Origin of the sequence: Streptomyces sp. NPDC101132 (assembly GCF_044759225.1) — a bacterium.
In the GTDB taxonomy this organism is placed as follows: Bacteria; Actinomycetota; Actinomycetes; order Streptomycetales; family Streptomycetaceae; genus Streptomyces.
The window spans coordinates 40,014-66,506 of sequence record NZ_JBIVYX010000010.1 but is presented as its reverse complement, the minus strand read 5'-3'; the positions used below and the strand labels follow the sequence as shown (position 1 = coordinate 66,506).

The window sequence follows — 26,493 nt, the reverse complement described above, 5'->3', positions numbered from 1 at the left end:
CAGCCATGTCGGCTGTCAGCACGCTGAGCACCGGCCACATCGGCCTGAACGTCACCGAGCTGGAGCGCTCGCTCGGCTTCTACCGCGACACGCTGGGCTTCCGGCTGCTGGGCGAGGGCAAGGAGGAGGGGCGCCGCTTCGCCTTCCTGGGCCAGGACGGCGCGCTGGTCCTCACGCTGTGGCAGCAGGCCGAGGGCGGCTACGCCCCGGCCGCCGCGGGTCTGCACCACCTGGCCTTCACGGCCGGGTCCGTCGAGGAGGTCCGCGCCTTCGAGGAGCGGCTGCGCGCCGCCGGCGTCGACTTCGCGTACGACGGGAGCGTGGCCCACGGAGAGGGCGCGGCCTCCGGCGGCATCTTCTTCCACGACCCCGACGGCACCCGCCTGGAGATCTCCGTCCCGGCCGGCGCCGAGGACGCCCCCGCGCCCTCCGGAGCCGCCCCCACCTGCGGCTTCTTCTAGGAACCCGAGAGACCGGAGCCGACGGCTCCGAGCGTCCGGCAGGCCCGTGCGAACCGGAAGGCGAAGAACGTGACGATCACGGCAGGCCCCTACCACCAGGGGTCACGACAGGTGCAGGACCGGGTCGGCGTGCGCGAGCTGGCCGACCACGTCGGCCGCAGCATCGGCCCCGGCATCCGCGAGGTGGCGGCGGCCTTCCTGGCCCGCCAGCCCACCCTCGTGGTCGGCGCGGCCGACGCGGCGGGCCGGATCTGGGCCTCGCTGCTCACCGGCGCCCCCGGTTTCGTACGGGCCACCGGCCCCGGCCGCGTCTCCGTCGCCGGCGGTGTCCCGGACGGCGACCCGCTCGCCGAGGCCCTGGCCACCCCCGGCACCCCCCTCGGGACCCTCGCCCTCGACCCGCGGACCCGGCGCCGGATGCGGCTCAACGGCGTCCTCGAACCCACCCCGCGCGGCTTCGCCGTCGAGGCGGGCGAGGTCTTCTCCAACTGCCCCAAGTACCTCCAGCAGCGCGAGCCCGTCGAGGTGCTGTGGGACGGACCCGGTGTCGTGCGGCGCGGCGGCGCGCTCACCCCCGGCCAGGCGCGCGGCGTCCGCGCCGCCGACACCTTCTTCATCGCCACCGCCGCCGGGGACGGCGCCGACGCCAGCCACCGCGGCGGCAACCCCGGCTTCGTCGAGGTGCTCTCCCCGACCGAGCTGGCCTGGCCCGACTACGCCGGCAACGCCATGTTCCTCACCCTGGGCAACCTGGTCGAGGAGCCCCGGGCCGGCCTGCTCTTCCCGGACTGGGAGACCGGCCGCACCCTCCAGCTCACCGGCCGGGCCCGCACCGAGTACGGGCCGGACGGCGCCCGCACCGTCCGCTTCACCGTCGAGGGGACCGTCGAGAGCGAGCACCCGGGCCGGCTGCGCTGGAGCGCCCCGGACTACTCCCCGGCCAACCCTCCCGTCCCTCACCGGGGCAGGACGACCACGTAGGCGGCGGGCTCGCGGTCACCCGAGGCGGTCAGCGCGGTGCGGATCACCGTGGCCTGCTGCTCCGGGTGGTCGCGCAGCTTGCGCGGGGTGACGTACACGACGGTGAGTCCGAGGCGCTCCAGGTGCTCGCGCTTGCGGGCGTACTCGGACCACTGCTCGTCCTCCCCCTGGCGGGGGGCCCGGGTGTCCAGCTCCACGGCCACCGCGTGGTCGGGCCAGTACGCGTCCACCCCGCCCAGGTGCGGCCCCCCGGGCAGCCGCAGGTCCACGTTCCAGACCGGGTCCGGCAGCCGGAACTCCCGCACCAGCCGGTACAGCCGGTCCTCGGCCATCGCCCGGCCCTCCGCCAGCAGCGAGTCCACCGCGTCCACCACGTGCGGCCGGTTCAGCAGCCGGGCCAGCGTCAGCTCCCGCACCGCCGCGGCCGGTTCGCAGTGGCCCCCGCGCACCGCCTCGCTGAGCAGCCTCCGCACCGTGCCCGCGTCGGCCAGCTGTGCCACCGCGTCGGCCAGGGCCCGGGCCACCGGCGCCACCGGCACCCCGGTCACCTCCTCCGGGACCGGCGGGGTGTGCGCCCGGACCAGCCGTACGCAGCCGACCGAACGCAGCCGGCGGGTGCTCGGCACGATCACGTCGATGTGCTCCAGCGCCGGCAGCGGGGGCGCGGAGGAGAACCCGTACAGCGCCAGCGCCGCCAGACCGGTGATCATGGCGTCCCCGAACCCCTTCTGCTGCGGCACCGCGGTGCCGGCCGGGCGGCCCGCGTACAGCAGCGCGGCGTGCAGCCGCTCCTCGCTGGTGGCCGGGCCGGGGTGGAGCAGGAACACCCCCGGCAGGAACTGCTGCCAGGGTCCGCCCGCGCGGCAGCGCTCGGCGGTGGCGGCCGCGGTCACGCCGTGCTCGCGCAGCTGCGCGACGCTCAGCACCCGGCGGGTGCCGGAGAGGTGGTGCAGGGGGCGGGGGGAGACCGGCGGGACGGGGGAGGGGGTCTGGCCGCCGTAGGTGGGGGAGTTGTGGTTCATGCCGGGGATGTTCCCGCCCCCGGATCCCCCGCTAACCGCTGTTACAGCCCCGTCGACAAACCCGAACAACCCCGCACTAAAGTACGGGCGTTCGAGAGCCGATGGGGGCCGGCACCGCCGGCCCCCATCGGCACCCGTGCGGGCTACTCCGCCGCGTCGCGCGCCTGCGCGCGCAGGGCGCGGGCCAGGTCGTCGCGGGCCTCCAGGACCAGTCGGCGCAGCGCGGGCGCCGCGTCGGCGTGCGAGGAGAGCCACGCGTCCGTGGCGGCCAGCGTCGCGTCGGAGCTCTGCAGCGCCGGGAACAGCCCCTGCACGATCAGGATGCCGATCTGGATGGACCGGTCGGCCCACACCCGGTCGATGGCCTCGAAGTACTTCGGCGCGTACGGCGCGATCAGCTCCCGCTGCCCGGCCTGCTGGAAGCCCGCGATCGTCGCCTCGACCAGCGCGTTCGACAGCGCGTCCGACTCCACCACCGACGCCCACGCCTGCGCCTTCACGGCCTCGGAGGGCCGTGCCGCCAGGCAGCGCACCGAGTGCCGCTTGCCCGAGGCGGTGTCGTCCCGGGCCAGCTCCGCCGCGATCCGCGCCTCGTCGGCCAGCCCCTCGGCCGCCAGCGGCTCCAGCAGGTCCCAGCGCAGCTCCTGGTCCACGTCCAGCCCGTCGATCCGGGCCGTGCCGTCCAGCAGCCCGGCCAGCAGCCCGAGGTCGGCCTCCGTGCTCGCGGTCGCGGCGAAGAAGCGCGCCCAGGTCAGCTGGTGCTCGGAGCCCGGCTCGGCCTGCCGCAGCTCGTGCAGCGCGCCCGCCGCGAGCTCCCGGCCACCCTGCTCCCGCCACTCCGGGGCGGCGTAGTGGGTGACGGCCATGCGCGCCTGCCGGTGCAGGATCTGCAGCACGCCCACGTCCGACTCGCGGCCGGCGAAGGCCAGCACCATCGAGACGAAGTCGCGCGCCGGCATCAGGCCGTCCCGCGTCAGGTTCCACAGGGCCGACCAGCACAGTGCCCGGGCCAGCGGGTCGCTCAGGTCGCCCAGGTGCTTGCGCAGCGCGGCCAGCGAACCCTCGTCGAAGCGGATCTTGCAGTACGTCAGGTCCTCGTCGTTGACGAGCACCAGCTCCGGCCGCTCCGCCCCGGCCAGCTCCGTCACCACGGTCCGGGCCCCGGCCACGTCCGCCTCGGCGCGGGCGTACCGCACCAGCGCGCCCTGCTCGGTCCGGTACAGGCCCACGGCCACCCGGTGCGGGCGCAGCTCGTCGCCGTCCTGGACCACGGCCAGCTCGGCGATCCGCCCCGCGTCGTCGTAGGTGAGGACCGGGGTCAGCGCGTTCACGCCGGCGGTCTGCAGCCAGGCCCGGGACCACTCGGCCATGTCCCGGCCGGACACCTCCGCGAGTACCGTCAGCAGGTCGTCCAGGCGGGTGTTGCCGTACGCGTTGGCCTTGAAGTAGCGGCGCGCGCCCTCCAGGAAGGCGTCCCGGCCCACGTACGCGACCAGCTGCTTGAGCACCGACGCGCCCTTGGCGTAGGTGATGCCGTCGAAGTTGAGCTTGGCGTCCTCCAGGTCGCGGATGTCGGCCGTGACCGGGTGGGTCGAGGGCAGCTGGTCCGCGCGGTAGGCCCAGGACTTGCGGTTGTTGGCGAAGGTCACCCAGCCGTTCTTGAAGCGGGTGGCCTCGGTCATCGAGAAGGAGCCCATGAAGTCCGCGAAGGACTCCTTCAGCCACAGGTCGTCCCACCACTTCATGGTGACCAGGTCGCCGAACCACATGTGCGCCATCTCGTGCAGGATGACGTTCGCCCGCGCCTCGTACGAGGCCTGCGTGACCTTGCCGCGGAAGATGTACTCCTCGCGGAAGGTGACCATGCCCGGGTTCTCCATGGCGCCGAGGTTGTACTCGGGCACGAAGGCCTGGTCGTACTTCCCGAAGGGGTAGGGGAAGTCGAAGTTGTCGTGGAAGAAGTCGAAGCCCTGCTTGGTGATCAGGAAGACGTCGTCCGCGTCGAAGTGCTTGGCCAGCCCCTTGCGGCACATCGCGCCGAGCGGGATCTCCAGCTCGGTTCCGTCGGCGAAGGTCCGGCGGTAGGTGTCCGTCACGTAGTGGTACGGACCGGCGACCACGCAGGTGATGTACGTGGAGATGGGCTCGGTCACCGCGAAGCGCCGGGTCAGGCCGTCCCGGGACTCCTCGGCGCCGTTGCTCCACACCTGCCAGCCCTCGGGCGCGGTGACCTCGAAGCGGTACGGCGCCTTGAGGTCGGGCTGCTCGAAGTTGGCGTAGACGCGGCGCGCGTCGGCGGGCTCGTACTGCGTGTAGAGGTAGACCTCGCCGTCCTCGGGGTCGACGAAGCGGTGCATGCCCTCGCCCGTCCGGCTGTACGCGCAGTTCGCGTCCACCACCAGGACGTTCTCCGCGGCCAGGCCGTCCAGCGCGATGCGCGCGCCGTCGAAGACCACGTCGGGGTCGAGCTCCCGCCCGTTGAGGGTCACCGAGTTCACCGACGGGGCGATGAGGTCGGCGAAGGTGGCGGCGCCGGGCCGGTTCGCGCGGAACGTGACCGTCGTCACCGAGCGGAAGGTGCGCGGCCCGTCCGCCGGTTCGGCCTCGTCCACCGCGGAGCGGAGGTCGAGCGAGACCTCGTACGCGTCGACGGACAGCAGCTCGGCCCGCTCGTGGGCCTCGTCGCGGGACAGATTCTCACCGGGCACCGGCACTCCTTCGTGCGTGATCGCCTTTTGACGGACGAATCCTCCCACGGGGAATGTCCGGGCATTCCGGCTGGTTGGCGGGAAGGATGCGCCCGCACGGGCGTGCGAACGTGACGGACTCGAAGGAGAGACATGTCTGACACCCAGGTGGCCGAGAAGACTCCGGTCGACTTCTGGTTCGACCCGATCTGCCCCTGGGCCTGGATGACGTCCCGCTGGATGCTGGAGGTCGAGAAGGTCCGTGACGTCGAGGTCCGCTGGCACGTGATGAGCCTCGCCGTCCTCAACGAGAACAAGCTGGAGGAGCTCCCGGAGCGCTACCGCGAGCTGCTCGGCCCCAAGGGCTGGGCCCCCGTCCGCGTGGTGGTCGCCGCCCAGCAGAAGCACGGTGACGAGGTCACCGGCAAGCTCTACACCGCCCTCGGCACCCGGATCCACAACGAGGCCAAGGGCGCCACCCGCGAGGTCATCGCCGAGGCCCTCGCCGAGGTCGGCCTGCCGGCCGAACTGCTCGACTACGCCGACTCCGACGAGTTCGACGTCGAGCTGCGCGCCTCCCACAAGAACGGCATCCAGCGCGTGGGCGAGGACGTCGGCACCCCGGTCATCTCGGTGCCCGGCGCCGACGGCTCGGACGTCGCCTTCTTCGGTCCGGTCGTCACCCCGACCCCCAAGGGCGAGGCCGCGGCCCGCCTGTGGGACGGCACCCTGCTCGTGGCGTCGACCCCCGGCTTCTACGAGATCAAGCGCACCCGCACGCAGGGCCCGTCCTTCGAGTAGGCCGCCGCTGCACCGCACACAGCAGACCCCCACGAGTCACGTCCTCGTGGGGGTCTGCCGCTTGACACGCCCGCACGCGAAGGCTGAGAAGACGATCACGAGGCGGGCGGGCTTGCGATGCCGCGGGCGTCAGCCCTTGGCGGGGATGAGCAGCGGCGTCTTCGCCTTGGCGTCGGCGTAGCGCTTGGCCACGTCCTGCCAGTTGACGACGTTCCACATCGCCTCGATGAAGTCCACCTTCTGGTTCTTGTACTGCAGGTAGAAGGCGTGCTCCCAGGCGTCGAAGACCAGGATCGGGGTGCTCGCGACGCCGACGTTGCCCTGGTGGTCGTAGATCTGCTCGACGATCAGGCGGCCGCTGACCGGCTCGTAGGCGAGCACGCCCCAGCCGGAGCCCTGGGTCGCGGACGAGGCGAAGGTCAGCTGCTTCTTGAAGGCGGCGAAGGAGCCGAACGACTCGGTGATCGCGTCCGCCAGCTCGCCCACGCCGTCCGCGGCGGTGGGCTCGCCGCCGCCCTCACCGGTCTTCGGGCTGGCCATGTTGTGCCAGTAGATGCTGTGCAGGATGTGGCCGGAGAGGTGGAAGGCCAGGTTCTTCTCCAGGCCGTTGAGCGCGCCCCAGTTCTCCTTGTCGCGAGCCTCCGCCAGCTGCTCCAGGGTGTTGTTGGCGCCCGTGACGTACGCGGCGTGGTGCTTGTCGTGGTGCAGCTCGATGATCTGCGGGTTGATCACCGGCTCCAGCGCCGCGTAGTCGTACGGAAGCTCGGGAAGTACGTAGACGGACATGGCGGTCGATCCCCTCCAGCTGCTTATTGCAAATAATACGCAACTGCACGCTAACAGTAACTGATCAAGCGTTCATCCAAGGTGAACCTCACTTGTGTCAGGTCCGTGAAGACGGAGGGCCGGCCCCACGCGCTCGCGTGGAACCGGCCCTTGAAGTGCCGTCAGGGGGATTCAGCCCCGGGGGAGCCGTCGCTGCCGCGCGTACCCCAGAGCCGCCAGGGCGACGGTCAGCCCGCCGGTGAACAGCACCTGCACGCGCGTGTCGTCGTCCCACACCATCAGCGCCAGCACGCCGGCCACCCCGGCGAGCGCCACCCAGGTCAGGTACGGGAAGCCCCACATCCGCACGACCAGCTTCTCCGGCGCCTCGCGCTCGGTCCGGCGGCGCAGCACGAACTGGGAGACCGCGATGAAGCCCCAGACGACCAGGATCACGCCGCCCACCATGTTGAGCAGCCAGGCGAACAGGGTCGTCGGGTACCAGTAGGACAGCAGCACGGTCACGAAGCCGAAGCCGGAGGAGGCCAGTACGGCACGGCGCGGGATCCCCTTCGAGACCCTGCCCAGCGCCCGGGGCCCCTGGCCGCGCGCCACCAGCGAGTACGCCATGCGCGAGGAACCGTAGATGTTGGCGTTCATCGCGGACAGCAGGGCGATCAGGATCACCACGTTCATGATCTGGCCGGCCCCGGGGATGCCCAGGTGGTCCAGCGTCGCCGCGTACGGGCCGTCCTCGGTGACCGCCTTCGCGTCCCACGGGACCAGGGTGACGATCACCAGCATCGAGCCGACGTACACGACCGCGATCCGCCACATGGTGGTCTTCACGGCCTTGGCCACGCCGCGCACCGGGTCCTCGGACTCGGCGGCGGCGATGGTCACCGTCTCCAGGCCGCCGTACGCGACCACCGACGCCAGCAGGCCGACCAGCAGCCCGTCCACCCCGGTGGGCAGGAAACCGCCGTCGCCCAGCAGGTTGGCCGTGCCGGGGGAGTCGGTGCCGGGCAGCACGCCGAGGACCGCGAGGGTGCCCAGGACCAGGAAGAGGCCGATGGCGCCGATCTTGAGGGTGGCGAACCAGAACTCGAACTCGCCGAAGTTGGAGACCGCGGCGAGGTTGCTGCCGCAGAACACCGCCATGAAGACCAGCACCCACATCCAGGAGGGGGTGCCCGGCAGCCAGCCCTGCACGATGTGCGCGGCGCCGATCGCCTCGATGGCCACGCCCACGCAGAGCAGCGTCCAGAACATCCAGCCGGCGGTGAAGCCGGCCCAGGGGCCGATCGCCCGCTCGGCGTGGACCGAGAAGGAGCCCGAGGCGGGGTTGGCGGCGGACATCTCGCCGAGCATCCGCATCACGAACATCACCAGCAGGCCCGAGGCCGCGTACGCCAGGACGATCGAGGGGCCGGCCGCGGCGATGCCCGCGCCGGAGCCGACGAAGAGCCCGGCGCCGATGACGCCGCCGAGGGCGATCATCGAGAGGTGGCGCTGCTTGAGGCCGTTGGAGAGGGCGGAGCCCTGGTGTGCCGGGGGTGCCTCGTGCGTCCGCTCTTCGGGCGTGACGGTCTGACTCATGGGGTGTTGCCTGTCCGTGTGCGGGGACGGGATGGGGCGCCCAGTCTGGCCGGAGCGTCCGGCACTCGGACGTGAACGCCCGTTATTCGGACACTCACCTCACCTGGCGTGACCGTCCCCGCACGAGCGGCGCGCGACCCGGCCGTGGCTCCGGCCGGGCCGGACCCGCGGCGTCAGCTCCGCCGGGCGCGGATCTCCCGTACCCACGCGACCAGCAGCACGAGCGCGGTCGCACCGGCCGACCACAGCACCTGCGTACGCGCCGAGTCGTCGAACAGCATCAGCACCAGCACGGCCGCCATGCCGGCCAGCGCCAGCCAGGTCAGGTACGGGAACGCCCACATCTTCAGCACCAGCCGCTCCGGGGCCTCCCGCTCGATCCGCCGCCGCAGCAGCAGCTGCGAGACGGCGATCAGCGTCCAGACGAACAGCAGCACCGCGCCGACCGCGTTGAGCATGTAGAGGAAGACCGACTCCGGCCAGAGCAGGTTCAGCACGACCGAGACGAAGCCGAAGGCCACCGACGCCAGCACCGCCCGCCGCGGCACCCCGCCGCCGGACACCTTCAGCAGCCCCTTCGGCGCCTCGCCGCGCTCGGCCAGCGAGAAGATCATCCGGGAGGAGCCGTACAGGTTGGCGTTGAGCGCCGACAGCAGGGCCACGAACACCACGATGTTCATGATCTGGCCGGCCGAGGGGATGCCGATGGAGTCGAGCACCGCCACGTACGGACTCTGTCCGGGCTCCAGGGAGTCCCACGGCAGCAGCGTCACGATGACGGCCATCGAGCCGATGTAGAAGAGGAGGATCCGCCAGACCGCGCTGCGCACCGCCCGGGAGACCGAGCGGGCCGGGTCGTCCGACTCGGCGGCCGCGATGGTGACGACCTCCAGACCGCCGAACGCGAAGATCACCGCGAGCACGCCGGAGACCACGCCCTCCCAGCCGTTGGGCAGGAAGCCGCCCTGGCCGGTGAGGTTGGTCAGGCCGACCGGGTCCGTGTCGGGCAGCAGGCCGAAGACCGCCAGGCCGCCCAGCGCCAGGAACGCCACGATCGCGAAGACCTTCAGCGCCGCGAACCAGAACTCGAACTCGCCGAAGTTCCGCACCGCCGCCAGGTTGCTGACCGTGAAGACCACCATGAAGATCAGCACCCAGGCCCACTGCGGGACCCCCGGCGCCCAGCCGTTGGCGATCTTCGCCGCGCCGGTGGCCTCCACCGCGAGCACCACCACCAGCAGGAACCAGTACAGCCAGCCCACCGAGAAGCCGGCCCAGCGGCCCATCGCCCGCTCCGCGTGCACGGAGAAGGAGCCCGACGCGGGCATCGCGGCCGCCATCTCGCCGAGCATCCGCATCACCAGCATCGCCAGGGCGCCGGCGAGCAGGTACGACACGATGATCCCGGGGCCCGCGACGGCGATGCCCCCGCCGGAGCCGACGAACAGACCGGCGCCGATCACCCCGCCGAGGCCGAGCATGGTCAGGTGGCGCTGCTTCAGACCGTGGCCGAGGGGTTCCTCCGGCAGGTCGGGCAGAGCGGTTTCACGGAGGGGTGCTTGTGGCATTCCAACAGTCTCCCTGAGTACGCGCCCGCCGTGCAAAACGGACGTGACGCACTATTAGTCCGAGTGATCCGCGTCACTTCGGGGCGTAAGGAACTCCCGTCGGAGGTCCTGGCTTTGTGCAATCCCCACCAAGGGAAGGAAGAGGGCTTTGTGCCCGGACGACGGTGATCATCCCGAGCGGCCGGGACTAACGTCCTGAGGGCAAGCCACCCCCTCACCCTCCCGGAGCACCGATGAGCACCGCTTCCGTCACCTTCCGGCCCGGCGCCGTCCTCGCCGACCTGCTGCCCGCCAGCCGTACCCGCGACGTCCTGCTGGTCTCCGGCGGCGCGGCCCTGATGGGCGTCGCCGCGCAGATCGCCGTCAAGGTGCCGGGCCTGGTCGTGCCCATCACCGGCCAGACCTTCGCCGCCCTGCTGGTGGGCACCGCGCTCGGCGCCCGCCGCGGCTTCCTCTCCATGGCGCTCTACACCCTCGTCGGCATGGCGGGCGTGCCGTGGTTCGCCGGGGGCACCTCGGGTGCGGGCGGCGCCACCTTCGGCTACGTGCTCGGCATGCTGCTGGCGTCGACGCTGGTCGGCGCCCTGGCCCGGCGCGGTGCGGACCGCTCGGTGGCCCGTACCGCCGGTGCGATGGTGCTGGGCTCGGCCGTGATCTACGCGGTCGGCGTGCCGTACCTGGCGCTGGCCACCGGCATGTCCCTGTCCGCCGCGGTGGCCGCGGGCATGACGCCGTTCCTCGTCGGCGACGCCCTCAAGGCCGCGCTGGCCATGGGCGTGCTGCCCGCCGCGTGGAAGCTGCTGGGCCGCAAGGGCTGACACCGGGCGCGTACGCCCGTACCGCGAAGCCCCGGTCCGCGAGCGGCGGACCGGGGCTTCGTCATGCGTACGGCCGGGACGGCGGCCGCGGGGGGTCAGGCCTCGACGGAGGTCTTGCGGGTCTTCTGCAGGACCACGCCGACCAGCGCCACGACCGCGGCGACGGCGGTCGAGAGGATGACGACCTTGCGGTTGCCGTCGTCGAAGAACATGTAGCCGATGACGAACATGATCATGGCGGCGGTGGCCCAGGTCAGCCACGGGAACAGCCACATCCGGACGGTGACCTTCTCCGGGTCCTCGCGCAGCAGGATCCCGCGCATCTTCAGCTGGGTGAAGCAGATCGCCAGCCAGACGAAGAGGGCGATGGCACCCGAGGCGTTCAGGAGGAAGTCGAAGACCGTGTCCTTGAACGCGTAGTTGAAGTAGACGGCGAGGAAGCCGAAGACCACGGAGCCGAGGATCGCGGCGGTCGGCACGCCCTTGGCGTTGACCTTGGCGAAGGACTTCGGCGCGTCGCCGCGCTCACCCAGCGAGAACGCCATGCGGGAGGCGGTGTACAGGCCGGAGTTCAGGCAGGACAGCACGGCGGTCAGGACGATGACCTCCATGATCGTGCCGGCGTGCGGGATGCCGATCGAGTCCAGGGCGGCGACGTACGAGCCCTTCTCGACGATCGACTTGTCGTTCCACGGCAGCAGGGTCAGGACGACGAAGATCGAGCCCAGGTAGAAGACGCCGATGCGCCAGATGACCGAGTTGGTGGCCTTGGTGACCGCGCGGCGCGGGTCCTCCGACTCACCGGCGGCCAGCGTGACGATCTCGCTGCCCATGAAGGAGAAGACGACCATCAGCACACCGGTGAGGATGGCGCCGGCGCCGTTCGGCAGGAAGCCGCCGGTGTCCGTCAGGTGCGCGAAGCCCGCACCCGGGTTGTCCGAGCCCGGCAGCACGCCGAAGACGGCGAGCAGGCCGACGATCACGAAGCCGCCGATGGCGACGACCTTGATGCCCGCGAACCAGAACTCGAACTCGCCGTACGACGAGACCGAGGCGAGGTTGGTGGCCGTCAGGACCACCATCACGATGAGGGCCCAGGCCCACTGCGGGACGGCCGGGATCCAGCCCTCCAGGATCACCGCACCCGCGGTGGCCTCCACGGCGAGTACGACGACCCAGAAGAACCAGTACAGCCAGCCGATCGAGAAGCCGGCCCAGCGGCCGAGCGCGCGGTCGGCGTACGCGGAGAAGGAGCCGGAGTTCGGGCTGGCCGCGGCCATCTCGCCCAGCATCCGCATCACGAAGACGACCATGGCGCCGACGAGCGCGTAGGAGATCAGGATGGCCGGACCGGCCTTGGCGATGCCGCCGGACGAGCCGACGAACAGGCCCGCCCCGATGACACCGCCGATGGCGATCATGGACAGGTGGCGGTTCTTGAGACCGGCCTTCAGACCGTCGGAAGACTGAGTGGTGCCGGGGTCACCGGAGCCGCCTGCCTTCTGAAGGGTCGTCGTGGAGCTCATGGACGAATCCTTAGGTTCTCGGGTTTCGAGCCCGGGCATTCAAACCCGGAGTGGTCCCGGGACGGAAGACCCCAATCCGGATCGTTGTCACATGACAATCGACCCGGGCGCGGCGGGACCAAAGTCCCGACCCCCCTCAACTGGGGTCTTAGGGATTACTTGAGCTTTCGACGTGACTTACGCGACACCCCGTCGCGGTCCGGCGAGACCCACGTGCCACACTCGGAGTCATGCGCGTGTACCTCGGATCCGACCATGCCGGCTTTGAGCTCAAGAACCACCTCGTGGACTGGCTCAAGAACCACGGCCACGAGCCCGTCGACTGCGGGCCCCACATCTACGACGCCGTCGACGACTACCCCCCCTTCTGCCTGCGCGCCGCGGAGAAGACCGCCGCGGACCCGGACAGCCTCGGCATCGTGATCGGCGGCTCCGGCAACGGCGAGCAGATCGCCGCCAACAAGGTCAAGGGCGTCCGTGCCGTACTGGCCTGGAGCGTCGAGACCGCCAAGCTCGGCCGCGAGCACAACAACGCCAACGTGATCTCCGTCGGCGGCCGGATGCACACCGAGGAAGAGGCCACCAGCTTCATCGAGGCCTTCCTGGCGACCCCGTACTCCGGCGAGGAGCGCCACACGCGCCGCATCGAGATGCTCTCCCGCTACGAGGTGACCGGCGAGCTCCCGCCCATCCCGGCGCACCACCCGCAGGACCAGTAGCACCCGCGTGCCGCCGGACCCCGCGTCCGGCGGCACCGCCGTGCCCCGCCGCCGGGCGGCCCCCGCCCGGCACCCCGCCGCGCCCGCCCCGCCGCGCCCGCCACCCGGCACGCGGCGCCGCCCCGCCGGCCGGGGCACGTCCGACCGAGGAGAACAGCCGTGCCCGAAGGGCATACGATCCACCGCCTCGCCCAGGACCACGCCGAGCGCTTCGAGGCCCGGCCCGTACGCGTCACCAGCCCCCAGGGCCGCTTCGCCGACGGCGCCGCCCTCGTCGACGGCCGCGAACTGGAGCGCGCGGAGGCCCACGGCAAGCACCTCTTCCTCGGCTTCCCCGGCGACGACTGGATCCACGTTCACCTCGGACTCTTCGGCAAGTACGGCTTCGGCCCCGCGCCCGCCCCGCCGGCCACCGACACCGTCCGCATGCGGCTCCTCAACGAGGACCACTACGCCGACCTGCGCGGCCCCACCGCCTGCGCCCTGATCGGCGCGGCCGAGAAGCAGGCGATACACGACCGGCTCGGCCCCGACCCCCTCCGGGACGGCGACGACCCCGACCGCGCCTGGCGCCGCATCTCCCGCTCCCGCACCACCGTCGCCGCCCTCCTCATGGACCAGAAGGTCGTGGCGGGCGTCGGCAACGTCTACCGCGCCGAGGTCCTCTTCCGGCACGGCATCGACCCGTACCGCGCCGGCAAGGACGTCACCCGCGCCGAATGGGACGCGATCTGGGCCGACCTCGTCCTCCTCATGCGCGAGGGCGTCCGGAACAACCGCATCGACACCGTCCGCCCCGAGCACACCCCCGAGGCCATGGGCAGGCCGCCGCGCGTCGACGACCACGGCGGCGAGGTGTACGTCTACCGCCGGGCCGACCTGCCCTGCCACGTCTGCGGCGGCGGGATCCGCACCGCCGGCCTGGCCGCCCGCAACCTCTTCTGGTGTCCCGCCTGCCAGCAGCGCTGACCGCCCCCGGCGGAGCCGACCGACGGATGTGCGGGGGTACCCCTGCGCGGACACAGGCTGGATGGATAGGGTCCCGAAGCAATGGCCGGAGCACGCGTGGAATCACTCGGGGCACGGATGCGCAAGGCTGCGCACCGGGCCAGGACCGGCCTGCGCAGATCCGCGGTCGACTACTTCCGCGGCGACGCCTCCGACTGGCTCGCCTTCACCGGGCTCTTCCTGACCGTCCCCGCCATCGCCTGCGGCACCCTCATGATGCCGGTCTGGTTCGCGCCCTCCGCCCTCGTCCTGCCCATCGTGGCCGGCGGCCTGCTCCTGCGGCCCGCATCCCTGCTGGGCCTGTACGCCGCCGCCGCGACCGCCCTCATCGTCGAGTCCGTGGTCCTCGGCCCGTACACCCAGGGCCCCGGCCGGGTCACCCCCGGAACCGTCCTCGTCGTCGCCGCCTGCGGCTTCTTCGGCCTGGTCATCGCCCAGTTCCGCAGCCGCGTCGGCGTCCCCTGGCGGCGCGGCGGCACCATGCTCTTCGACCTCCGCGAACGCATCCGGGTCCAGAGCAAGCTGCCCGCCCTGCCGCGCGGCTGGCACCGGGAGATGGCCCTGCGCCCCGCCGGCGGCCAGTCCTTCTCCGGCGACTTCGTCGTGGCCGCCCGCACCAACGGCGGCCGCACCCTGGAGATCGTCCTCACCGACGTCTCCGGCAAGGGCATGGACGCCGGATCCCGCGCACTGCTCCTCTCCGGCGCCTTCGGCGGCCTGCTCGGCTCCCTCCCGCCCCAGGACTTCCTGCCCGCCGCCAACGGCTACCTGCTCCGCCAGGACTGGGACGAGGGCTTCGCCACCTCCATCCACCTCGTCCTCGACCTGGAGACCGGCGACTACCAGCTCCTCTCCGCCGGCCACCTGCCCGCGCTCCAGCTCTCCGCGGGCACCGGCCGCTGGGAGGAGAAGAACGGCGAGGGCCCCCTGCTCGGCGTCTACGACGGCGCATGCTTCGAACCCGCCACCGGCAACCTGCGCCGCGGCGACGTCCTGATGCTCTTCACCGACGGGCTCGTCGAGACCGCCGACCGCGACATCAGCGAGGGCATCGACCGGCTCACCGGCGAGGCCGACCGCTACGTCGCCTCCGGCTTCGAGGGCGCCGCCTGGCACCTCATCGAGAAGGTCGCCAAGGACGTCAACGACGACCGCGCGCTGCTGCTCATCCGCCGGTCAGCCTGACCCCGGCCCTGGGGGTAACCCCACCCCCGGTCCGCCGGAGACCGTCATGGTCCCGCCCCCGCCCCGCTCCGTAGCGTCGGGAACGACAGCAGGACAGCGGAAAGGGACGGCCATGGGGCTGCGCAGGAACCGGCGGAACAAGGGCGAGGCGCAGGCGGCACCGGCCGCCGCCTCCGGACACGCGCCGGGCCCCGCGGGGTACGCCGCCACCGCCCCGGGCTCCGCACCGGGGTACGCGGTCACCGCTCCCGGCGCCGTGGAGCTGCGCGGCGTCCGGCGCGCGTACGGGCGCGGCGACACCGCCGTACACGCCCTGCGCGGCATCGACCTCAGCCTGCCCCGCGGCACCTTCACCGCCGTGATGGGCCCCTCGGGCTCCGGCAAGTCCACCTTCCTCCAGTGCGCCGCCGGGCTCGACCGCCCCACCGACGGCTCCGTCCGCCTCGGCGGCACCGAGATCACCGGAATGAACGAGAACCGCCTCACCGAGCTGCGCCGCAGCCGCCTCGGCTTCGTCTTCCAGGCCTTCAACCTGCTGCCCTCGCTCACCGTGGAGCAGAACGTCCTGCTGCCCATGCGGCTGGCCGGTGCCCGTCCCGACCGGCGCCGTGCCGCCGAGCTGCTGGCCCGCGTCGGGCTGGGCGGCAAGGGCGGCCGCCGCCCCGCCGAGCTGTCCGGCGGCCAGCAGCAGCGCGTGGCCATCGCCCGCGCGCTGGTCACCAGCCCGGACGTGGTGTTCGCCGACGAGCCGACCGGCGCCCTCGACACCACCACCGCGGCCGAGGTCCTCGGCCTGCTGCGGGACGCGGTGGACGCCCTCGGCGCCACCGTCGTCATGGTCACCCACGACCCGGTCGCCGCCGCCCACGCCGACCAGGTCCTGTTCCTCGCCGACGGCCTGATCGTGGACCGGCTGGCCGGCGCCGACGCGCCGCGGATCGCCGCCCGGATGACCTCCCTGACGGCCCCGGCGTACGCGGGGGCGGCAGCCTGATGATCCGTACCAACGGCCTCGCCCGCGCGGCCCTGCGCTTCCGGCCCGCCGCCTTCGCCGGCACCTTCCTCGCCCTGCTGACGGCGGTCGCGATCGTCTCCGCCTGCGGCATCCTGCTCGAAACCGGCCTGCGGGCGGGCGTCCCGCCCACCCGCTACGCCGGCGCCCCGGTCCTCGTCGCCGCCGACCAGCAACTGCACCAGCGCTTCGGCCGCGGCGAGGGCGCGTACGACGCGGCCGTCCGCGTCCCGGACCGCGCCCGCGTCCCCGCCGCCCTGCTCCCGCGGCTGACGGCCACCGGCGCCCGCGCCGTGCCCGACACGGTCTTCCCGGTCCGCACCGTCGCCGCCGGCCCGGCCGGCGCCCCGGCCCCCGGAGCCGCCCTGACCGCCTCCGGATGGGGATCGACCGCCTTCACCGGTGAGCGGCTCACCGCCGGCACCGCGCCCGGCGAGGGACAGGTGGTCCTGGCCGCCGGTACCGCCGCGGTCGGCGACCGCGTCACCCTCGACACCCCCGCCGGCGTCCGCCCCTTCCGGGTCTCCGGCCTGGCCGCGACGCCCGGCGCCGGACCGGTCCCCGCCGGCGGAGCCGTCTGGTTCGGGGACGCGCAGGCCCGCGTACTGTCCGGGCACCCCGACCGCCTCGACGCCATCGCGCTGCTGCCCGCACCCGGGACCACCACCGGCGAGCTCGCCGACCGGGCCGGCAGGGCCCTCGGCGGAGCCGCCCTCGTGCACACCGGCGACGACCGGGCCACCGACCCGGCGCTCACCGGCGCCCGGGAGCTCCTCACCGGCCTCGGCGGCTCCTTCGGCGGCGTGGCCGCCATGGTCGCCGTCTTCACCGCCGCCGGCACCGTCGCCCTCTCCGTGGGCCAGCGCGCCCGCGAGTACGCCCTGCTCCGCGCCATCGGCACCACGCCCCGCCAGATCCGCCGCACCATCGCCACCGAGGCCCTGCTCGTCGCCCCCGTCGCCGGAGCCCTCGGCTGCGTCCCCGGCACCGCCCTCGCCACCTGGTGGTTCGGACAGCTCAAGGACAAGGGGGCCATCCCCGGGGCCATGGAACTCACCGTCTCCTGGCTGCCGCTCGCCGTCGCCGTCGGCACCGGCCTGCTGACCGCCCTCGCCGCCGGGTACTTCGCCGCCCGCCGCCCCTCCCGCACCAAGCCCGGCCAGGCCCTCACCGAGGCCGCCGTCGAGCGGCTGCGCCCCGGCAAGGTCCGCACCCCCCTCGGCCTGGTCGCGCTGGCCGGCGGCATCGTCTGCGCCGGCCTGGCCGCCGCCGGCAGCGGCGAGGACGCGGCCAACGCCGCCCTCGGCGTGGTCATGCTGTTCATGCTCGCCGTCGCCCTGCTCGGCCCCCTGATCGCCCGCGCCGCCGCCGGGCTCTTCGGGCTCCCGCTGCGCGCGGCCGGCCCCGCCGCCTCGCTGGCCGCCGCCAACTCCCGTACCCACGCCCGCCGCCTGGCCTCCGCCATCACCCCCATCGTGCTGGCCATGGCCTTCTCGTCCGTCCTGGTCTTCCTGCACACCAGCGAGGACCGGGCCACCCGCGAGCAGCAGAGCGCCGGGATGCTCGCCGACCGCGTCGTCACCGGCGGCCTCCCCACCGACGCGGCGGCCCGGGCCGCCGCCCTGCCCGGCGTCACCGCCGCCGTGCCCGTCACCCGCACCTCCCTCGTCATCCCCGTCGACGGCGTGGAGGGGTACCTCCGCACCGCCTCCGCCCAGGCGGTCTCCGGAGACCTCGGCGCCGTCCTGGACCTCGGCTTCCGCACGGGGTCGCCGGCCGCGCTCCGGCCCGGCACCGTCGCCCTCCACGACTCGCTCGCCGACACCGCCGGCGTCCGCGTCGGCGACCGCCTCGACCTCCGGCTGCCCGACGGCACCCCGGCCCGCCCCACCGTCGTCGCCACCTACACCCGCGGCCTCGGCTTCGGCGAGGTCACCCTCCCGGCGGCCGACCTGCGCGGACACCTCACCGACCCCGCCCCGCACGAGCTGCTCACCCGAGGCTCCGCCCCCGGCCTCGCGGCCCTCGGCGGCACGGTCACCGACCGGGACGGCTGGACCACCGCCCAGAACCTCGACCGGCGCCTCAACGCCTGGGCCAACACCACCATGGCGGCCGTACTCGGCGGCTTCGCGGCCATCGCCGCCGCCAACACCCTGGTCATGACCGTCCTCGACCGGCGCCGCGAACTGCGCACCCTGCGCCTGGTCGGCTCCACCCGCCGCCAGGTGCTCCGCATGATCCGCTGGGAGGCCCTGCTGGTCGGCGCCGTCGGACTGACCCTGGGCACGGCCATCGCCCTGGCCACCCTCGTCCCGCTGGTCGGCGGCGTGACCGGCGGCTCCCCGTACATCCCGGTGCCGGTGTACGCCTCCTTCGCCGGCGGCATCCTCGCCCTGTCCCTGACGGCCACGGCCCTCCCGGCCAGACGCGCCCTGCGCCCGGGCACGGCCACGACGGCATGAGCCACGGGGGGTACCGGGCCATCCGGCCGGCACCCACCGGCCACCCGGCCCGGATTGGCCCGGTACCCCCCACGCGCACCACGCCTACCGTGCGGCCATGGACGCGCACCTCGCTCACGACCTCGACCGGCTCCCCGACCTGCTGGAAGCCACCCGCCGCCACGCCGTGGAGATGCTCGCCGGACTCGACGCCCGGCCGGTGGTCCCGGCCGCCTCCGCACCCCCGAAGACCGGGCCCCTGCCCGAGCACGGCTCCGGACTCGCCGCTGCCCTCGACACCTTCGCCGAGGACTGGGCGCCCCGGCTCTCCGGCAGCGCCGGCCCCCGCTACCTCGGCTTCGTCACCGGCGGCGCCACCCCCGCCGCCCTGGCCGGCGACTGGCTCACCGCCGCCTACGACCAGAACTCCAACTCCGCCCTCGACGGGGCCGGCCAGGACCTGGAACGCGCCACCGTGGGCTGGCTGCGCGAGCTGTTCGGCCTCTCCGACGCCCACCACGGCACCTTCGTCAGCGGCGCCACCATGTCCAACACCACCGGCCTCGCCGTCGCCCGGGAGTGGCTGGGCGAGCGGCTCGGCGTCTCGCCCGCGGAGGACGGCGCCGCCGCGCTGGGCCCCGTACGCGTCCTCTCCGGCGCCCCGCACTCCTCCGTCGCCAAGGGCCTGTCCGTGCTCGGGCTCGGCCGCCGCTCCCTCGTGACCGTCCCCACCCTCCCCGGGCGGGAGGCGGTCGACCCCGCGGCCCTGGAGCGGCTGCTGGCCGAGGGCGACGGACGGCCCTGCGTGGTCGTCGCCAACGCGGGCACCGTCAACACCGTCGACTTCGACGATCTCCGGGCCGTCGCCGCGCTCCGCGAGCGCCACTCCTTCTGGCTGCACGTCGACGCCGCCTTCGGCGCCTTCGCCGCCCTCTCGCCGGACCACGCCCACCTCGTCGACGGCCTGGACCTCGCCGACTCCGTCTGCGTCGACCTGCACAAGTGGCTCAACGTCCCGTACGACAGCGCCGTCCAGTTCACCCGCCGCCCCGACCTCCAGGCCCGGGTCTTCCAGAACGCCGCCGCCTACCTCGGACCGCTCGGCGCACACCCCGACCTGGTCCACCTCACCCCGGAGAACTCCCACCGGCTGCGCGCCCTCGCCGCCTGGTTCACGCTGGCCGCCTACGGCCGCGCGGGCCATCGGGAGGTCGTCGAGCGCGACGTCGCCGCGGCCCGGGCCCTGGGGGAGGAACTGGCGGCCGGGCCCGAGTTCCGCCTGCTGGCCCCCGTGCGGCTGAACGTCGTCTGCTTCACCCTCGCCGACCGGCCCACCCCCGAGCGCCTCACCGCCCTGCGCGAGGCCGCCGGTCCCGAGGTCTTCGTCACCCCCACGGTCTACGGTGGCACTGCCGCCCTGCGGGCCGCGTTCTCCAACTGGCGCACCACCGGTGCCGACGTACGGAGGGCCGCGCGCGCCCTGCGCGAGGCGGCCGCCGGGCTCGCCGGGCCGGCGTGACGCCCGTGAGGGGGAGACCCGCATGACGTACCTGAGCCTCGCCGAGGTCGAGCAGATCGCCCGTACCGCCCACGAGGGCCAGACCGACAAGGCCGGCCGGCCCTACGCCGAGCACCTCGCGGCCGTCGCCGAGGGCGTCCGCGCCCGCGGCGGCAGCGAGGCGCAGCGGGCCGCGGCCTGGCTGCACGACTCCGTCGAGGACGACCGGCTGTCCGCCGAGTGGCTGGATTCAGCCGCTCTCCCGGCGGAGGTCAAGGCCATGGTCCTGGCCGTGACCAAGCGCCCCGGCGAGCCCCCCGAGGAGTACGCCGCGCGCATCCTCGCGACCCCCGGCGCGCTCCTCGTCAAGGAGGCCGACCTCGCGCACAACGCGGACCCCGCACGGCAGGCGGTGCTCGACGCCGCGACCCGCGAGCGGCTCACCGCCAAATACGCCCGGATGCGCGCCCTGTTGGGCCTCCCGGTCGGCCCGTAGGGGCGAAATATGCCTGGAGCACGTCGAGTTGGCCGGATTCTGCTGTCCACGATTCGTCACGGGGCGGATAGCACCGGCCACTTGGTGGCACGATGAGGGCATGGGGGTGTGCGCGGCCGTATGCCCCGGGCCGACAGGGACGACCGAGGGTGTGATGAGTAATGGCCATTTCGCTGTCAGTGGTGGTGCTGTTGGCGATCATTCTGGTGGTGCTGATCCGTGGCAACCACCTCAAGGCCGGCCCCGCCGTCGTCGCGGTCCTCTTCGGCTTCTTCCTGGCGTCCAGCTCCATCGCGCCGGACGTCAACAGATTCCTGACCTCCCTCGCGGACACCATCGCCGGCATCAAGCTCTAGAACGCCGAGAGCCGGCCCCCGCGGGGGACCGGCTCTCGGCGTCATTGGAGCGGGCGACGGGAATCGAACCCGCGTAGCTAGTTTGGAAGACTAGGGCTCTACCATTGAGCTACGCCCGCACTGCGAAGCACCGCAGGTCACACGACCGCGGTACGCACTGCATCCTAGCGGGTCCCGGGCGCCGGGCGCACACCACATTCCAGGCGGCGGAACTCGCGCGTCGCAGCGTCCGCGGGCATGTACCCTACGTGTCGCACCGACGGGGTGTGGCGCAGCTTGGTAGCGCGTCCGCTTTGGGAGCGGAAGGTCGTCGGTTCGAATCCGGCCACCCCGACCACCTTGCACCACCTTGATCGCGTTGTGGGCCGACTCGTGCTTGCGGTTACTATGCAAGCTGCGTGCCCGTGTGTCTGATGTGCCGGGCCCGATCCGCTGATCCGCTGATACGCAGCATCGGCAGAACCCCCAGAAGTCAGCCACAAGGAGACCGAACCGTGAAGAGCGCCGTGGAGACCCTGAACCCGACCCGGGTTCGGCTCACTGTCGAGGTGCCCTTCGAGGAGCTCAAGGACAGCCTCGACGCGGCGTACAAGAAGATCAACCAGCAGGTCACGGTCAAGGGCTTCCGCAAGGGCAAGATCCCGGCCCGGGTCATCGACCAGCGCTTCGGCCGCGGTGCCGTCCTGGAGGAGGCCGTCAACGACGCCCTCCCGAAGTTCTACACCGCCGCGGTCAACGAGGCCGAGCTGAACGTCCTCGGCCAGCCCGAGGTCGACATCACGGAGCTGAAGGACGGCGAGACGCTGAACTTCACCGCCGAGGTCGACGTCCGCCCGGCCATCGAGATCCCGGACTACACGGGCATCGAGGTCGAGGTCGACGCGGTCGAGGTCACCGACGAGGACATCGAGAAGTCGGTCGAGCAGCTGCGCAACCGCTTCGCGTCCACCAACCCGGTCGAGCGCGCCGCCGCCGAGGGCGACGTCGTCACGATCGACCTCGAGGCCAAGGTCGACGGCGAGGTGCTGCCCGACGGCGTCGCCTCCGGCGTCTCCTACACCATCGGCTCCGGCGAGCTGCTCGACGGCATCGACGAGGCCGTGACCGGCCTGGAGGCCGGCGGCGAGGCCACCTTCACCTCGCAGCTGAAGGGCGGCTCCGCCGAGGGCAAGGACGCCGAGGTCACCGTCAAGGTCACCCAGGTCGCCGCCCGCGAGGTGCCGGAGCTCGACGACGAGTTCGCCCAGCTGGCGAGCGAGTTCGACACCCTCGAGGACCTGAAGGCCGACAGCCGCAAGCGCCTCGAGAACATGAAGCAGTACGACCAGGCCACGCAGGCCCAGGAGCGCGTCCTGGAGAAGCTGCTGGAGCTCGTCGAGGTGCCGATCCCCGAGAAGCTGCTCGAGGACGAGATCAACACCCGCAAGCACAACCTGGAGCACCACCAGCTCGGCCAGATGGGCCTGACCCTCGAGAAGTACCTCGAGTTCCAGGGCAAGACGGTCGAGGAGTTCGACGCCGAGACCAAGGAAGCCGCGGTCAAGGGCATCAAGACGCAGTTCGTCCTCGACGAGCTCGTCAACAAGGAGAAGCTGAACGTGAACCAGGAGGAGCTCACCGAGCACCTCATGCGTCGCGCCGCCTCCTCCGGCATGTCCCCCGACCAGTTCGCCCAGGCCGTCGTCGAGGGCGGCCAGGTCCCGATGCTGGTCGGCGAGGTCGCCCGCGGCAAGGCCCTCGCGGTCGTCGTCGAGGCCGCCAAGGTCACCGACACCAACGGCAACGAGGTCGACCTGTCCGACGAGGACGAGGAAGAGATCGCCGAGGCCGTCGTCGAGGCCGCCGAGGGTGCCTCCGACGAGGACGAGGCCAAGTAAGGCCCCGGGTCACGGCAGGCCGCACACGGCCCGCCGGAGCCCCGTACGGAGGGCCCGGACGCAGCAGCGTCCGGGCCCTCCGGCGTACCCCCTGCCGGGCGTCGCACGGGCGTCGCGCGGGCGCCGGGCGGTACGGAGCGGAAGCCGCCGCGGGCCGTACGCACCTTGCGCTCCCAGCGAACAGTTCGGGAAGCGGGATGGCGTTGTCCGACCTGCGCGTTAGGGTCCATGAATACGAGGGCACTGCCCTCTGAACGAGACGCTGAGACGGCCGACGACCGGCCGTCGGAGACGAGCAGGTGGATACGTGACGAATCTGATGCCTTACGCCGCGGGTGAGCCGTCCATCGGTGGTGGCCTCGGCGACCATGTCTACAACCGGCTGCTCGGCGAGCGCATCATCTTCCTCGGCCAGCAGGTCGACGACGAGATCGCCAACAAGATCACGGCGCAGCTGCTCCTCCTCGCGGCCGACCCGGAGAAGGACATCTACCTGTACATCAACAGCCCCGGCGGCTCCGTCACCGCGGGCATGGCGATCTACGACACCATGCAGTTCATCCCGAACGACGTGGTCACCATCGGCATGGGCATGGCCGCCTCCATGGGCCAGTTCCTGCTGACCGGCGGCACCGCGGGCAAGCGCTTCGCCCTGCCGAACACCGACATCCTGATGCACCAGGGCTCGGCCGGCATCGGCGGCACCGCTTCGGACATCAAGATCCAGGCCCAGTACCTGCTGCGCACCAAGCAGCGGATGGCCGAGATCACCGCGCACCACTCCGGCCAGTCCGTCGAGGCGATCATCCGCGACGGCGACCGCGACCGCTGGTTCACCGCGGAGGAGGCCAAGGAGTACGGCCTCATCGACGAGATCATCTCTGCCGCGTCCAGCGCGCCGGGCGGTGGCGGCACCGGGGCCTGATCCCGGCCCCGCGCCCCCAGCCGACAGCCCCCGCAGAACGCCACAGGATGGTGAACACCCACATGCAGAACAACTTCTCCGCGAGCGGCCTCTACACCGGCGCTCCCGTGGACAACCGCTACGTCGTCCCGCGCTTCGTCGAGCGCACCTCGCAGGGCATCCGCGAGTACGACCCGTACGCGAAGCTCTTCGAAGAGCGCGTGATCTTCCTCGGCGTGCAGATCGACGACGCCTCCGCCAACGACGTCATGGCGCAGCTGCTGTGCCTGGAGTCGATGGACCCGGACCGCGACATCTCGATCTACATCAACAGCCCCGGCGGCTCGTTCACCGCGCTGACCGCCATCTACGACACGATGCAGTTCGTGAAGCCGGACATCCAGACGGTCTGCATGGGCCAGGCCGCCTCCGCCGCCGCCGTCCTGCTCGCCGCCGGCACCCCCGGCAAGCGCATGGCCCTGCCGAACGCCCGCGTGCTGATCCACCAGCCGTCCGGCGGCACCGGCCGCGAGCAGCTCTCCGACCTGGAGATCGCGGCCAACGAGATCCTCCGGATGCGTGACCAGCTGGAGTCCATGCTGGCCAAGCACTCCTCGACGCCGATCGAGAAGATCCGCGAGGACATCGAGCGCGACAAGATCCTCACCGCCGAGGACGCGCTGGCCTACGGCCTGATCGACCAGATCATCTCCACCCGGAAGATGAACAACATCTGATCCTCGCGGCCCCTTGGCGTGGCCACTTCGCCGCTCCGGCGATGTGAACCACGTCAAGGGGGCCCCGTACCGGGGCCCCGGCAGGGTACCGTCGGATATGAGGCACCAGGAGCGCTGAACCAAGCGTCTCCCAGGCGAAGGGGAAGCACCTCGTGGCACGCATCGGTGACGGCGGCGACCTGCTCAAGTGCTCGTTCTGCGGAAAGAGCCAGAAGCAGGTGAAGAAGCTCATCGCAGGCCCCGGTGTGTACATCTGCGACGAGTGCATCGACCTCTGCAACGAGATCATCGAAGAGGAACTCGCGGAGACCTCCGAGGTCAGGTGGGAGGAACTCCCCAAGCCGCGCGAGATCTACGAGTTCCTGGAGAGCTACGTCGTCGGGCAGGAGCCCGCGAAGAAGGCGCTCTCCGTCGCGGTGTACAACCACTACAAGCGCGTCCAGGCCGGCGAGAACGGCGGCGCGCAGGGCCGGGACGACGCGATCGAACTCGCGAAGTCCAACATCCTGCTCCTCGGCCCGACCGGCTCCGGCAAGACGCTGCTCGCGCAGACGCTCGCCCGGATGCTGAACGTCCCGTTCGCCATCGCCGACGCCACGGCGCTGACGGAGGCGGGGTACGTCGGCGAGGACGTCGAGAACATCCTGCTCAAGCTGATCCAGGCGGCCGACTACGACGTCAAGAAGGCCGAGACCGGGATCATCTACATCGACGAGATCGACAAGGTCGCCCGGAAGAGCGAGAACCCGTCGATCACGCGTGACGTCTCGGGCGAGGGCGTGCAGCAGGCCCTGCTCAAGATCCTGGAGGGCACCACCGCCTCGGTTCCGCCGCAGGGCGGCCGCAAGCACCCGCACCAGGAGTTCATCCAGATCGACACGACGAACGTGCTGTTCATCGTGGGCGGTGCCTTCGCCGGCCTGGAGAAGATCATCGAGTCGCGGGCGGGTGCCAAGGGCATCGGCTTCGGCGCGACGATCCGCTCCAAGCGGGAGATCGAGGCGAGCGACCAGTTCCAGGAGGTCATGCCGGAGGACCTGGTGAAGTTCGGGATGATCCCCGAGTTCATCGGCCGCCTCCCGGTCATCACCAGCGTCCACAACCTGGACCGGGAAGCCCTCCTCCAGATCCTGGTCGAGCCGCGGAACGCGCTGGTGAAGCAGTACCAGCGGCTGTTCGAACTCGACGGCGTGGAGCTGGACTTCGAGCGGGAGGCCCTCGAAGCCATCGCGGACCAGGCCATCCTCCGCCAGACCGGCGCGCGCGGCCTGCGCGCCATCATGGAAGAGGTCCTGATGTCGGTGATGTACGAGGTCCCGTCCCGCAAGGACGTGGCCCGCGTGGTCATCACCGCCGACGTGGTCCGCTCCAACGTGAACCCGACCCTCGTCCCCCGCATCGTCCCCAAGGACCAGGGCCCGCACGAGAAGTCGGCGTAGCGCGTCCGGTATCGACAAACGCAAGGGGCGCCCTCCTGGCTTGGGAGGGCGCCCCTTGCGTTCGTGTTCCGGACATTCGCGCCATGAAACCGGTCAAACGTTCTAAATGGCCTTGATGTGGCGCGAGGTTCCTTGATCCACTCCGTGGTGGAAACCCCTGCGACGGAGGAACTAGGGAATGGGAAAGAAGCGCGCGTTCGGTGTCCTGGCGGCCACGCTTGTTGCTGCCGCGCTGCCGATAGTTGCGGCTCCGCCGGCATCGGCCTCGTCGTTCGACTGTATGGGCTACCTGCGGAACCTTGGCTACACCGTGGGCCCGAAGGTGAAGGCAGCGTGCGACATCGGTGCCGACGACAACATCTCGGGGCTTGACAACGTCATTTGCCAGCTTCACTTGGAGAACATTGGGGTGAGGCGCGCCCACGCCTACACAGCCTGCTACCAACTGGCCTGAGGGCGCAGGGCCGTGGGGGGGGGGCGGGGCCCCCCCCCCCGGCGCCCCCGGGCCCCCCCCGTGGGGCCGGGGAGGTAAATCATGGCCCCCGGCCGGGGGTAGTCATCCCCGGCGGCGCGGGCGCCGCCGCGCAGCG

At 72.1% G+C, this 26,493-nt stretch carries 23 protein-coding genes and 2 tRNA genes; 18 read left to right on the top strand and 7 right to left on the bottom strand.

Annotation, left to right across the window (positions count from 1 at the left end):
• Window positions 1-5 precede the first annotated feature (5 nt).
• Window positions 6-461 (top strand): VOC family protein, encoded by a 456-nt coding sequence (locus tag ACIQUR_RS23320; protein WP_403667370.1) that lies wholly within the window; start codon window positions 6-8, stop codon window positions 459-461.
• Window positions 462-530: 69 nt separating this feature from the next.
• A complete protein-coding gene (locus tag ACIQUR_RS23315) occupies window positions 531-1,442 on the top strand; it encodes a pyridoxamine 5'-phosphate oxidase family protein (RefSeq protein WP_403667367.1) in 912 nt (303 codons plus the stop codon).
• Here ACIQUR_RS23315 and ACIQUR_RS23310 read toward each other — a convergent pair.
• Both ACIQUR_RS23310 and pepN read right to left on the bottom strand, forming a co-directional pair.
• Window positions 1,418-2,464, bottom strand: a complete 1,047-nt coding sequence (locus ACIQUR_RS23310) for a hypothetical protein (protein WP_403667365.1) — start codon at window positions 2,462-2,464, stop codon at window positions 1,418-1,420. The two genes, ACIQUR_RS23315 and ACIQUR_RS23310, sit on opposite strands and share 25 nt — an antisense overlap.
• Before the next feature lie 143 nt (window positions 2,465-2,607).
• Entirely contained in the window at window positions 2,608-5,172 is a 2,565-nt protein-coding gene (pepN, locus tag ACIQUR_RS23305) for an aminopeptidase N (RefSeq protein ID WP_403667363.1), read from the bottom strand.
• Window positions 5,173-5,304: 132 nt separating this feature from the next.
• Between pepN and ACIQUR_RS23300 the strand changes: the two genes are divergently transcribed.
• On the top strand, window positions 5,305-5,952 hold the full coding sequence (locus ACIQUR_RS23300) for a DsbA family protein (RefSeq protein ID WP_399950658.1): 648 nt from the start codon (window positions 5,305-5,307) through the stop codon (window positions 5,950-5,952).
• Window positions 5,953-6,081: 129 nt separating this feature from the next.
• On the opposite strand, the gene ACIQUR_RS23295 is transcribed toward ACIQUR_RS23300, so the two are convergent.
• From ACIQUR_RS23295 to ACIQUR_RS23285, 3 genes are all read right to left on the bottom strand, one after another.
• The gene (locus ACIQUR_RS23295; RefSeq protein ID WP_403667359.1) at window positions 6,082-6,738 is read right to left on the bottom strand and encodes a superoxide dismutase; all 657 of its coding nucleotides are present in this window, start codon (window positions 6,736-6,738) and stop codon (window positions 6,082-6,084) included.
• Window positions 6,739-6,909: 171 nt separating this feature from the next.
• Window positions 6,910-8,316: an amino acid permease gene (locus ACIQUR_RS23290; RefSeq protein WP_403667356.1), complete on the bottom strand. Its 1,407-nt coding sequence runs from the start codon at window positions 8,314-8,316 to the stop codon at window positions 6,910-6,912.
• A 173-nt stretch (window positions 8,317-8,489) separates the two neighbouring features.
• On the bottom strand, window positions 8,490-9,884 hold the full coding sequence (locus tag ACIQUR_RS23285) for an amino acid permease (RefSeq protein WP_403667353.1): 1,395 nt from the start codon (window positions 9,882-9,884) through the stop codon (window positions 8,490-8,492).
• Window positions 9,885-10,117: 233 nt separating this feature from the next.
• Here ACIQUR_RS23285 and ACIQUR_RS23280 point away from each other — a divergent pair, with 233 nt between their 5' ends.
• Window positions 10,118-10,702: a biotin transporter BioY gene (locus ACIQUR_RS23280; RefSeq protein ID WP_403667350.1), complete on the top strand. Its 585-nt coding sequence runs from the start codon at window positions 10,118-10,120 to the stop codon at window positions 10,700-10,702.
• Between the two features lie 95 nt (window positions 10,703-10,797).
• Here ACIQUR_RS23280 and ACIQUR_RS23275 read toward each other — a convergent pair whose 3' ends face one another.
• Window positions 10,798-12,228 carry an amino acid permease gene (locus ACIQUR_RS23275; RefSeq protein ID WP_403667347.1) on the bottom strand — a complete coding sequence of 477 codons (1,431 nt, stop codon included), beginning with the start codon at window positions 12,226-12,228 and terminating at the stop codon, window positions 10,798-10,800.
• 230 nt (window positions 12,229-12,458) lie between these two features.
• On the opposite strand from ACIQUR_RS23275, the gene ACIQUR_RS23270 reads away from it, so the two are divergent.
• The 8 genes from ACIQUR_RS23270 to ACIQUR_RS23235 all read left to right on the top strand — a co-directional run bounded on the left by ACIQUR_RS23270 (window position 12,459) and on the right by ACIQUR_RS23235 (window position 20,946).
• Window positions 12,459-12,947 carry a ribose-5-phosphate isomerase gene (locus ACIQUR_RS23270; protein WP_403667345.1) on the top strand — a complete coding sequence of 163 codons (489 nt, stop codon included), beginning with the start codon at window positions 12,459-12,461 and terminating at the stop codon, window positions 12,945-12,947.
• Window positions 12,948-13,106: 159 nt separating this feature from the next.
• Window positions 13,107-13,916, top strand: a complete 810-nt coding sequence (locus tag ACIQUR_RS23265) for an Fpg/Nei family DNA glycosylase (protein ID WP_403667342.1) — start codon at window positions 13,107-13,109, stop codon at window positions 13,914-13,916.
• Window positions 13,917-14,033: 117 nt separating this feature from the next.
• The gene (locus ACIQUR_RS23260) at window positions 14,034-15,140 is read left to right on the top strand and encodes a PP2C family protein-serine/threonine phosphatase (protein ID WP_403667339.1); all 1,107 of its coding nucleotides are present in this window, start codon (window positions 14,034-14,036) and stop codon (window positions 15,138-15,140) included.
• Window positions 15,141-15,252: 112 nt separating this feature from the next.
• Window positions 15,253-16,134, top strand: a complete 882-nt coding sequence (locus tag ACIQUR_RS23255) for an ABC transporter ATP-binding protein (protein ID WP_403667336.1) — start codon at window positions 15,253-15,255, stop codon at window positions 16,132-16,134.
• Window positions 16,134-18,617 carry an ABC transporter permease gene (locus ACIQUR_RS23250; RefSeq protein WP_403667333.1) on the top strand — a complete coding sequence of 828 codons (2,484 nt, stop codon included), beginning with the start codon at window positions 16,134-16,136 and terminating at the stop codon, window positions 18,615-18,617. Before ACIQUR_RS23255 ends, ACIQUR_RS23250 begins: the two co-directional genes overlap by 1 nt.
• Window positions 18,618-18,714: 97 nt before the next feature.
• Complete coding sequence (locus ACIQUR_RS23245) at window positions 18,715-20,115, top strand: pyridoxal phosphate-dependent decarboxylase family protein (protein WP_403667330.1); 1,401 nt, start codon at window positions 18,715-18,717, stop codon at window positions 20,113-20,115.
• A gap of 22 nt (window positions 20,116-20,137) precedes the next feature.
• On the top strand, window positions 20,138-20,590 hold the full coding sequence (locus ACIQUR_RS23240; protein WP_403667328.1) for an HD domain-containing protein: 453 nt from the start codon (window positions 20,138-20,140) through the stop codon (window positions 20,588-20,590).
• A gap of 161 nt (window positions 20,591-20,751) precedes the next feature.
• Window positions 20,752-20,946 (top strand): hypothetical protein, encoded by a 195-nt coding sequence (locus ACIQUR_RS23235; protein ID WP_399950698.1) that lies wholly within the window; start codon window positions 20,752-20,754, stop codon window positions 20,944-20,946.
• Window positions 20,947-20,991: 45 nt separating this feature from the next.
• On the opposite strand, the gene ACIQUR_RS23230 is transcribed toward ACIQUR_RS23235, so the two are convergent.
• Window positions 20,992-21,065: transfer RNA gene (locus ACIQUR_RS23230), tRNA-Gly, on the bottom strand.
• 141 nt (window positions 21,066-21,206) lie between these two features.
• Here ACIQUR_RS23230 and ACIQUR_RS23225 point away from each other — a divergent pair.
• The 6 genes from ACIQUR_RS23225 to ACIQUR_RS23200 all read left to right on the top strand — a co-directional run bounded on the left by ACIQUR_RS23225 (window position 21,207) and on the right by ACIQUR_RS23200 (window position 26,357).
• Window positions 21,207-21,283, top strand: a tRNA-Pro gene (locus ACIQUR_RS23225).
• Window positions 21,284-21,440: 157 nt separating this feature from the next.
• Window positions 21,441-22,823, top strand: coding sequence for a trigger factor (tig, locus tag ACIQUR_RS23220; protein WP_403667325.1), 1,383 nt, complete (start codon window positions 21,441-21,443; stop codon window positions 22,821-22,823).
• A 307-nt stretch (window positions 22,824-23,130) separates the two neighbouring features.
• Window positions 23,131-23,748 carry an ATP-dependent Clp protease proteolytic subunit gene (locus tag ACIQUR_RS23215; protein WP_403667322.1) on the top strand — a complete coding sequence of 206 codons (618 nt, stop codon included), beginning with the start codon at window positions 23,131-23,133 and terminating at the stop codon, window positions 23,746-23,748.
• Window positions 23,749-23,795: 47 nt separating this feature from the next.
• The gene (locus ACIQUR_RS23210) at window positions 23,796-24,464 is read left to right on the top strand and encodes an ATP-dependent Clp protease proteolytic subunit (RefSeq protein ID WP_399950707.1); all 669 of its coding nucleotides are present in this window, start codon (window positions 23,796-23,798) and stop codon (window positions 24,462-24,464) included.
• Window positions 24,465-24,616: 152 nt separating this feature from the next.
• Window positions 24,617-25,903 carry an ATP-dependent Clp protease ATP-binding subunit ClpX gene (clpX, locus tag ACIQUR_RS23205; protein ID WP_007264060.1) on the top strand — a complete coding sequence of 429 codons (1,287 nt, stop codon included), beginning with the start codon at window positions 24,617-24,619 and terminating at the stop codon, window positions 25,901-25,903.
• A gap of 178 nt (window positions 25,904-26,081) precedes the next feature.
• Entirely contained in the window at window positions 26,082-26,357 is a 276-nt protein-coding gene (locus ACIQUR_RS23200; RefSeq protein ID WP_403667319.1) for a hypothetical protein, read from the top strand.
• Window positions 26,358-26,493: the final 136 nt, after the last annotated feature.

Excerpts from the sequence above, each read along its gene's own strand:
- ACIQUR_RS23290 (WP_403667356.1), bottom strand. The coding sequence starts at position 8,316 with ATGAGTCAGACCGTCACGCCCGAAGAGCGGACGCACGAGGCACCCCCG.
- ACIQUR_RS23260 (WP_403667339.1), top strand. The coding sequence starts at position 14,034 with ATGCGCAAGGCTGCGCACCGGGCCAGGACCGGCCTGCGCAGATCCGCG.
- ACIQUR_RS23300 (WP_399950658.1), top strand. The coding sequence starts at position 5,305 with ATGTCTGACACCCAGGTGGCCGAGAAGACTCCGGTCGACTTCTGGTTC.
- ACIQUR_RS23250 (WP_403667333.1), top strand. The coding sequence starts at position 16,134 with ATGATCCGTACCAACGGCCTCGCCCGCGCGGCCCTGCGCTTCCGGCCC.
- ACIQUR_RS23240 (WP_403667328.1), top strand. The coding sequence starts at position 20,138 with ATGACGTACCTGAGCCTCGCCGAGGTCGAGCAGATCGCCCGTACCGCC.
- ACIQUR_RS23200 (WP_403667319.1), top strand. The coding sequence starts at position 26,082 with ATGGGAAAGAAGCGCGCGTTCGGTGTCCTGGCGGCCACGCTTGTTGCT.
- ACIQUR_RS23295 (WP_403667359.1), bottom strand. The coding sequence starts at position 6,738 with ATGTCCGTCTACGTACTTCCCGAGCTTCCGTACGACTACGCGGCGCTG.
- ACIQUR_RS23210 (WP_399950707.1), top strand. The coding sequence starts at position 23,796 with ATGGTGAACACCCACATGCAGAACAACTTCTCCGCGAGCGGCCTCTAC.
- ACIQUR_RS23320 (WP_403667370.1), top strand. The coding sequence starts at position 6 with ATGTCGGCTGTCAGCACGCTGAGCACCGGCCACATCGGCCTGAACGTC.
- ACIQUR_RS23255 (WP_403667336.1), top strand. The coding sequence starts at position 15,253 with ATGGGGCTGCGCAGGAACCGGCGGAACAAGGGCGAGGCGCAGGCGGCA.
- ACIQUR_RS23285 (WP_403667353.1), bottom strand. The coding sequence starts at position 9,884 with ATGCCACAAGCACCCCTCCGTGAAACCGCTCTGCCCGACCTGCCGGAG.
- ACIQUR_RS23245 (WP_403667330.1), top strand. The coding sequence starts at position 18,715 with ATGGACGCGCACCTCGCTCACGACCTCGACCGGCTCCCCGACCTGCTG.
- ACIQUR_RS23310 (WP_403667365.1), bottom strand. The coding sequence starts at position 2,464 with ATGAACCACAACTCCCCCACCTACGGCGGCCAGACCCCCTCCCCCGTC.
- ACIQUR_RS23270 (WP_403667345.1), top strand. The coding sequence starts at position 12,459 with ATGCGCGTGTACCTCGGATCCGACCATGCCGGCTTTGAGCTCAAGAAC.
- ACIQUR_RS23275 (WP_403667347.1), bottom strand. The coding sequence starts at position 12,228 with ATGAGCTCCACGACGACCCTTCAGAAGGCAGGCGGCTCCGGTGACCCC.
- ACIQUR_RS23280 (WP_403667350.1), top strand. The coding sequence starts at position 10,118 with ATGAGCACCGCTTCCGTCACCTTCCGGCCCGGCGCCGTCCTCGCCGAC.
- ACIQUR_RS23235 (WP_399950698.1), top strand. The coding sequence starts at position 20,752 with ATGGCCATTTCGCTGTCAGTGGTGGTGCTGTTGGCGATCATTCTGGTG.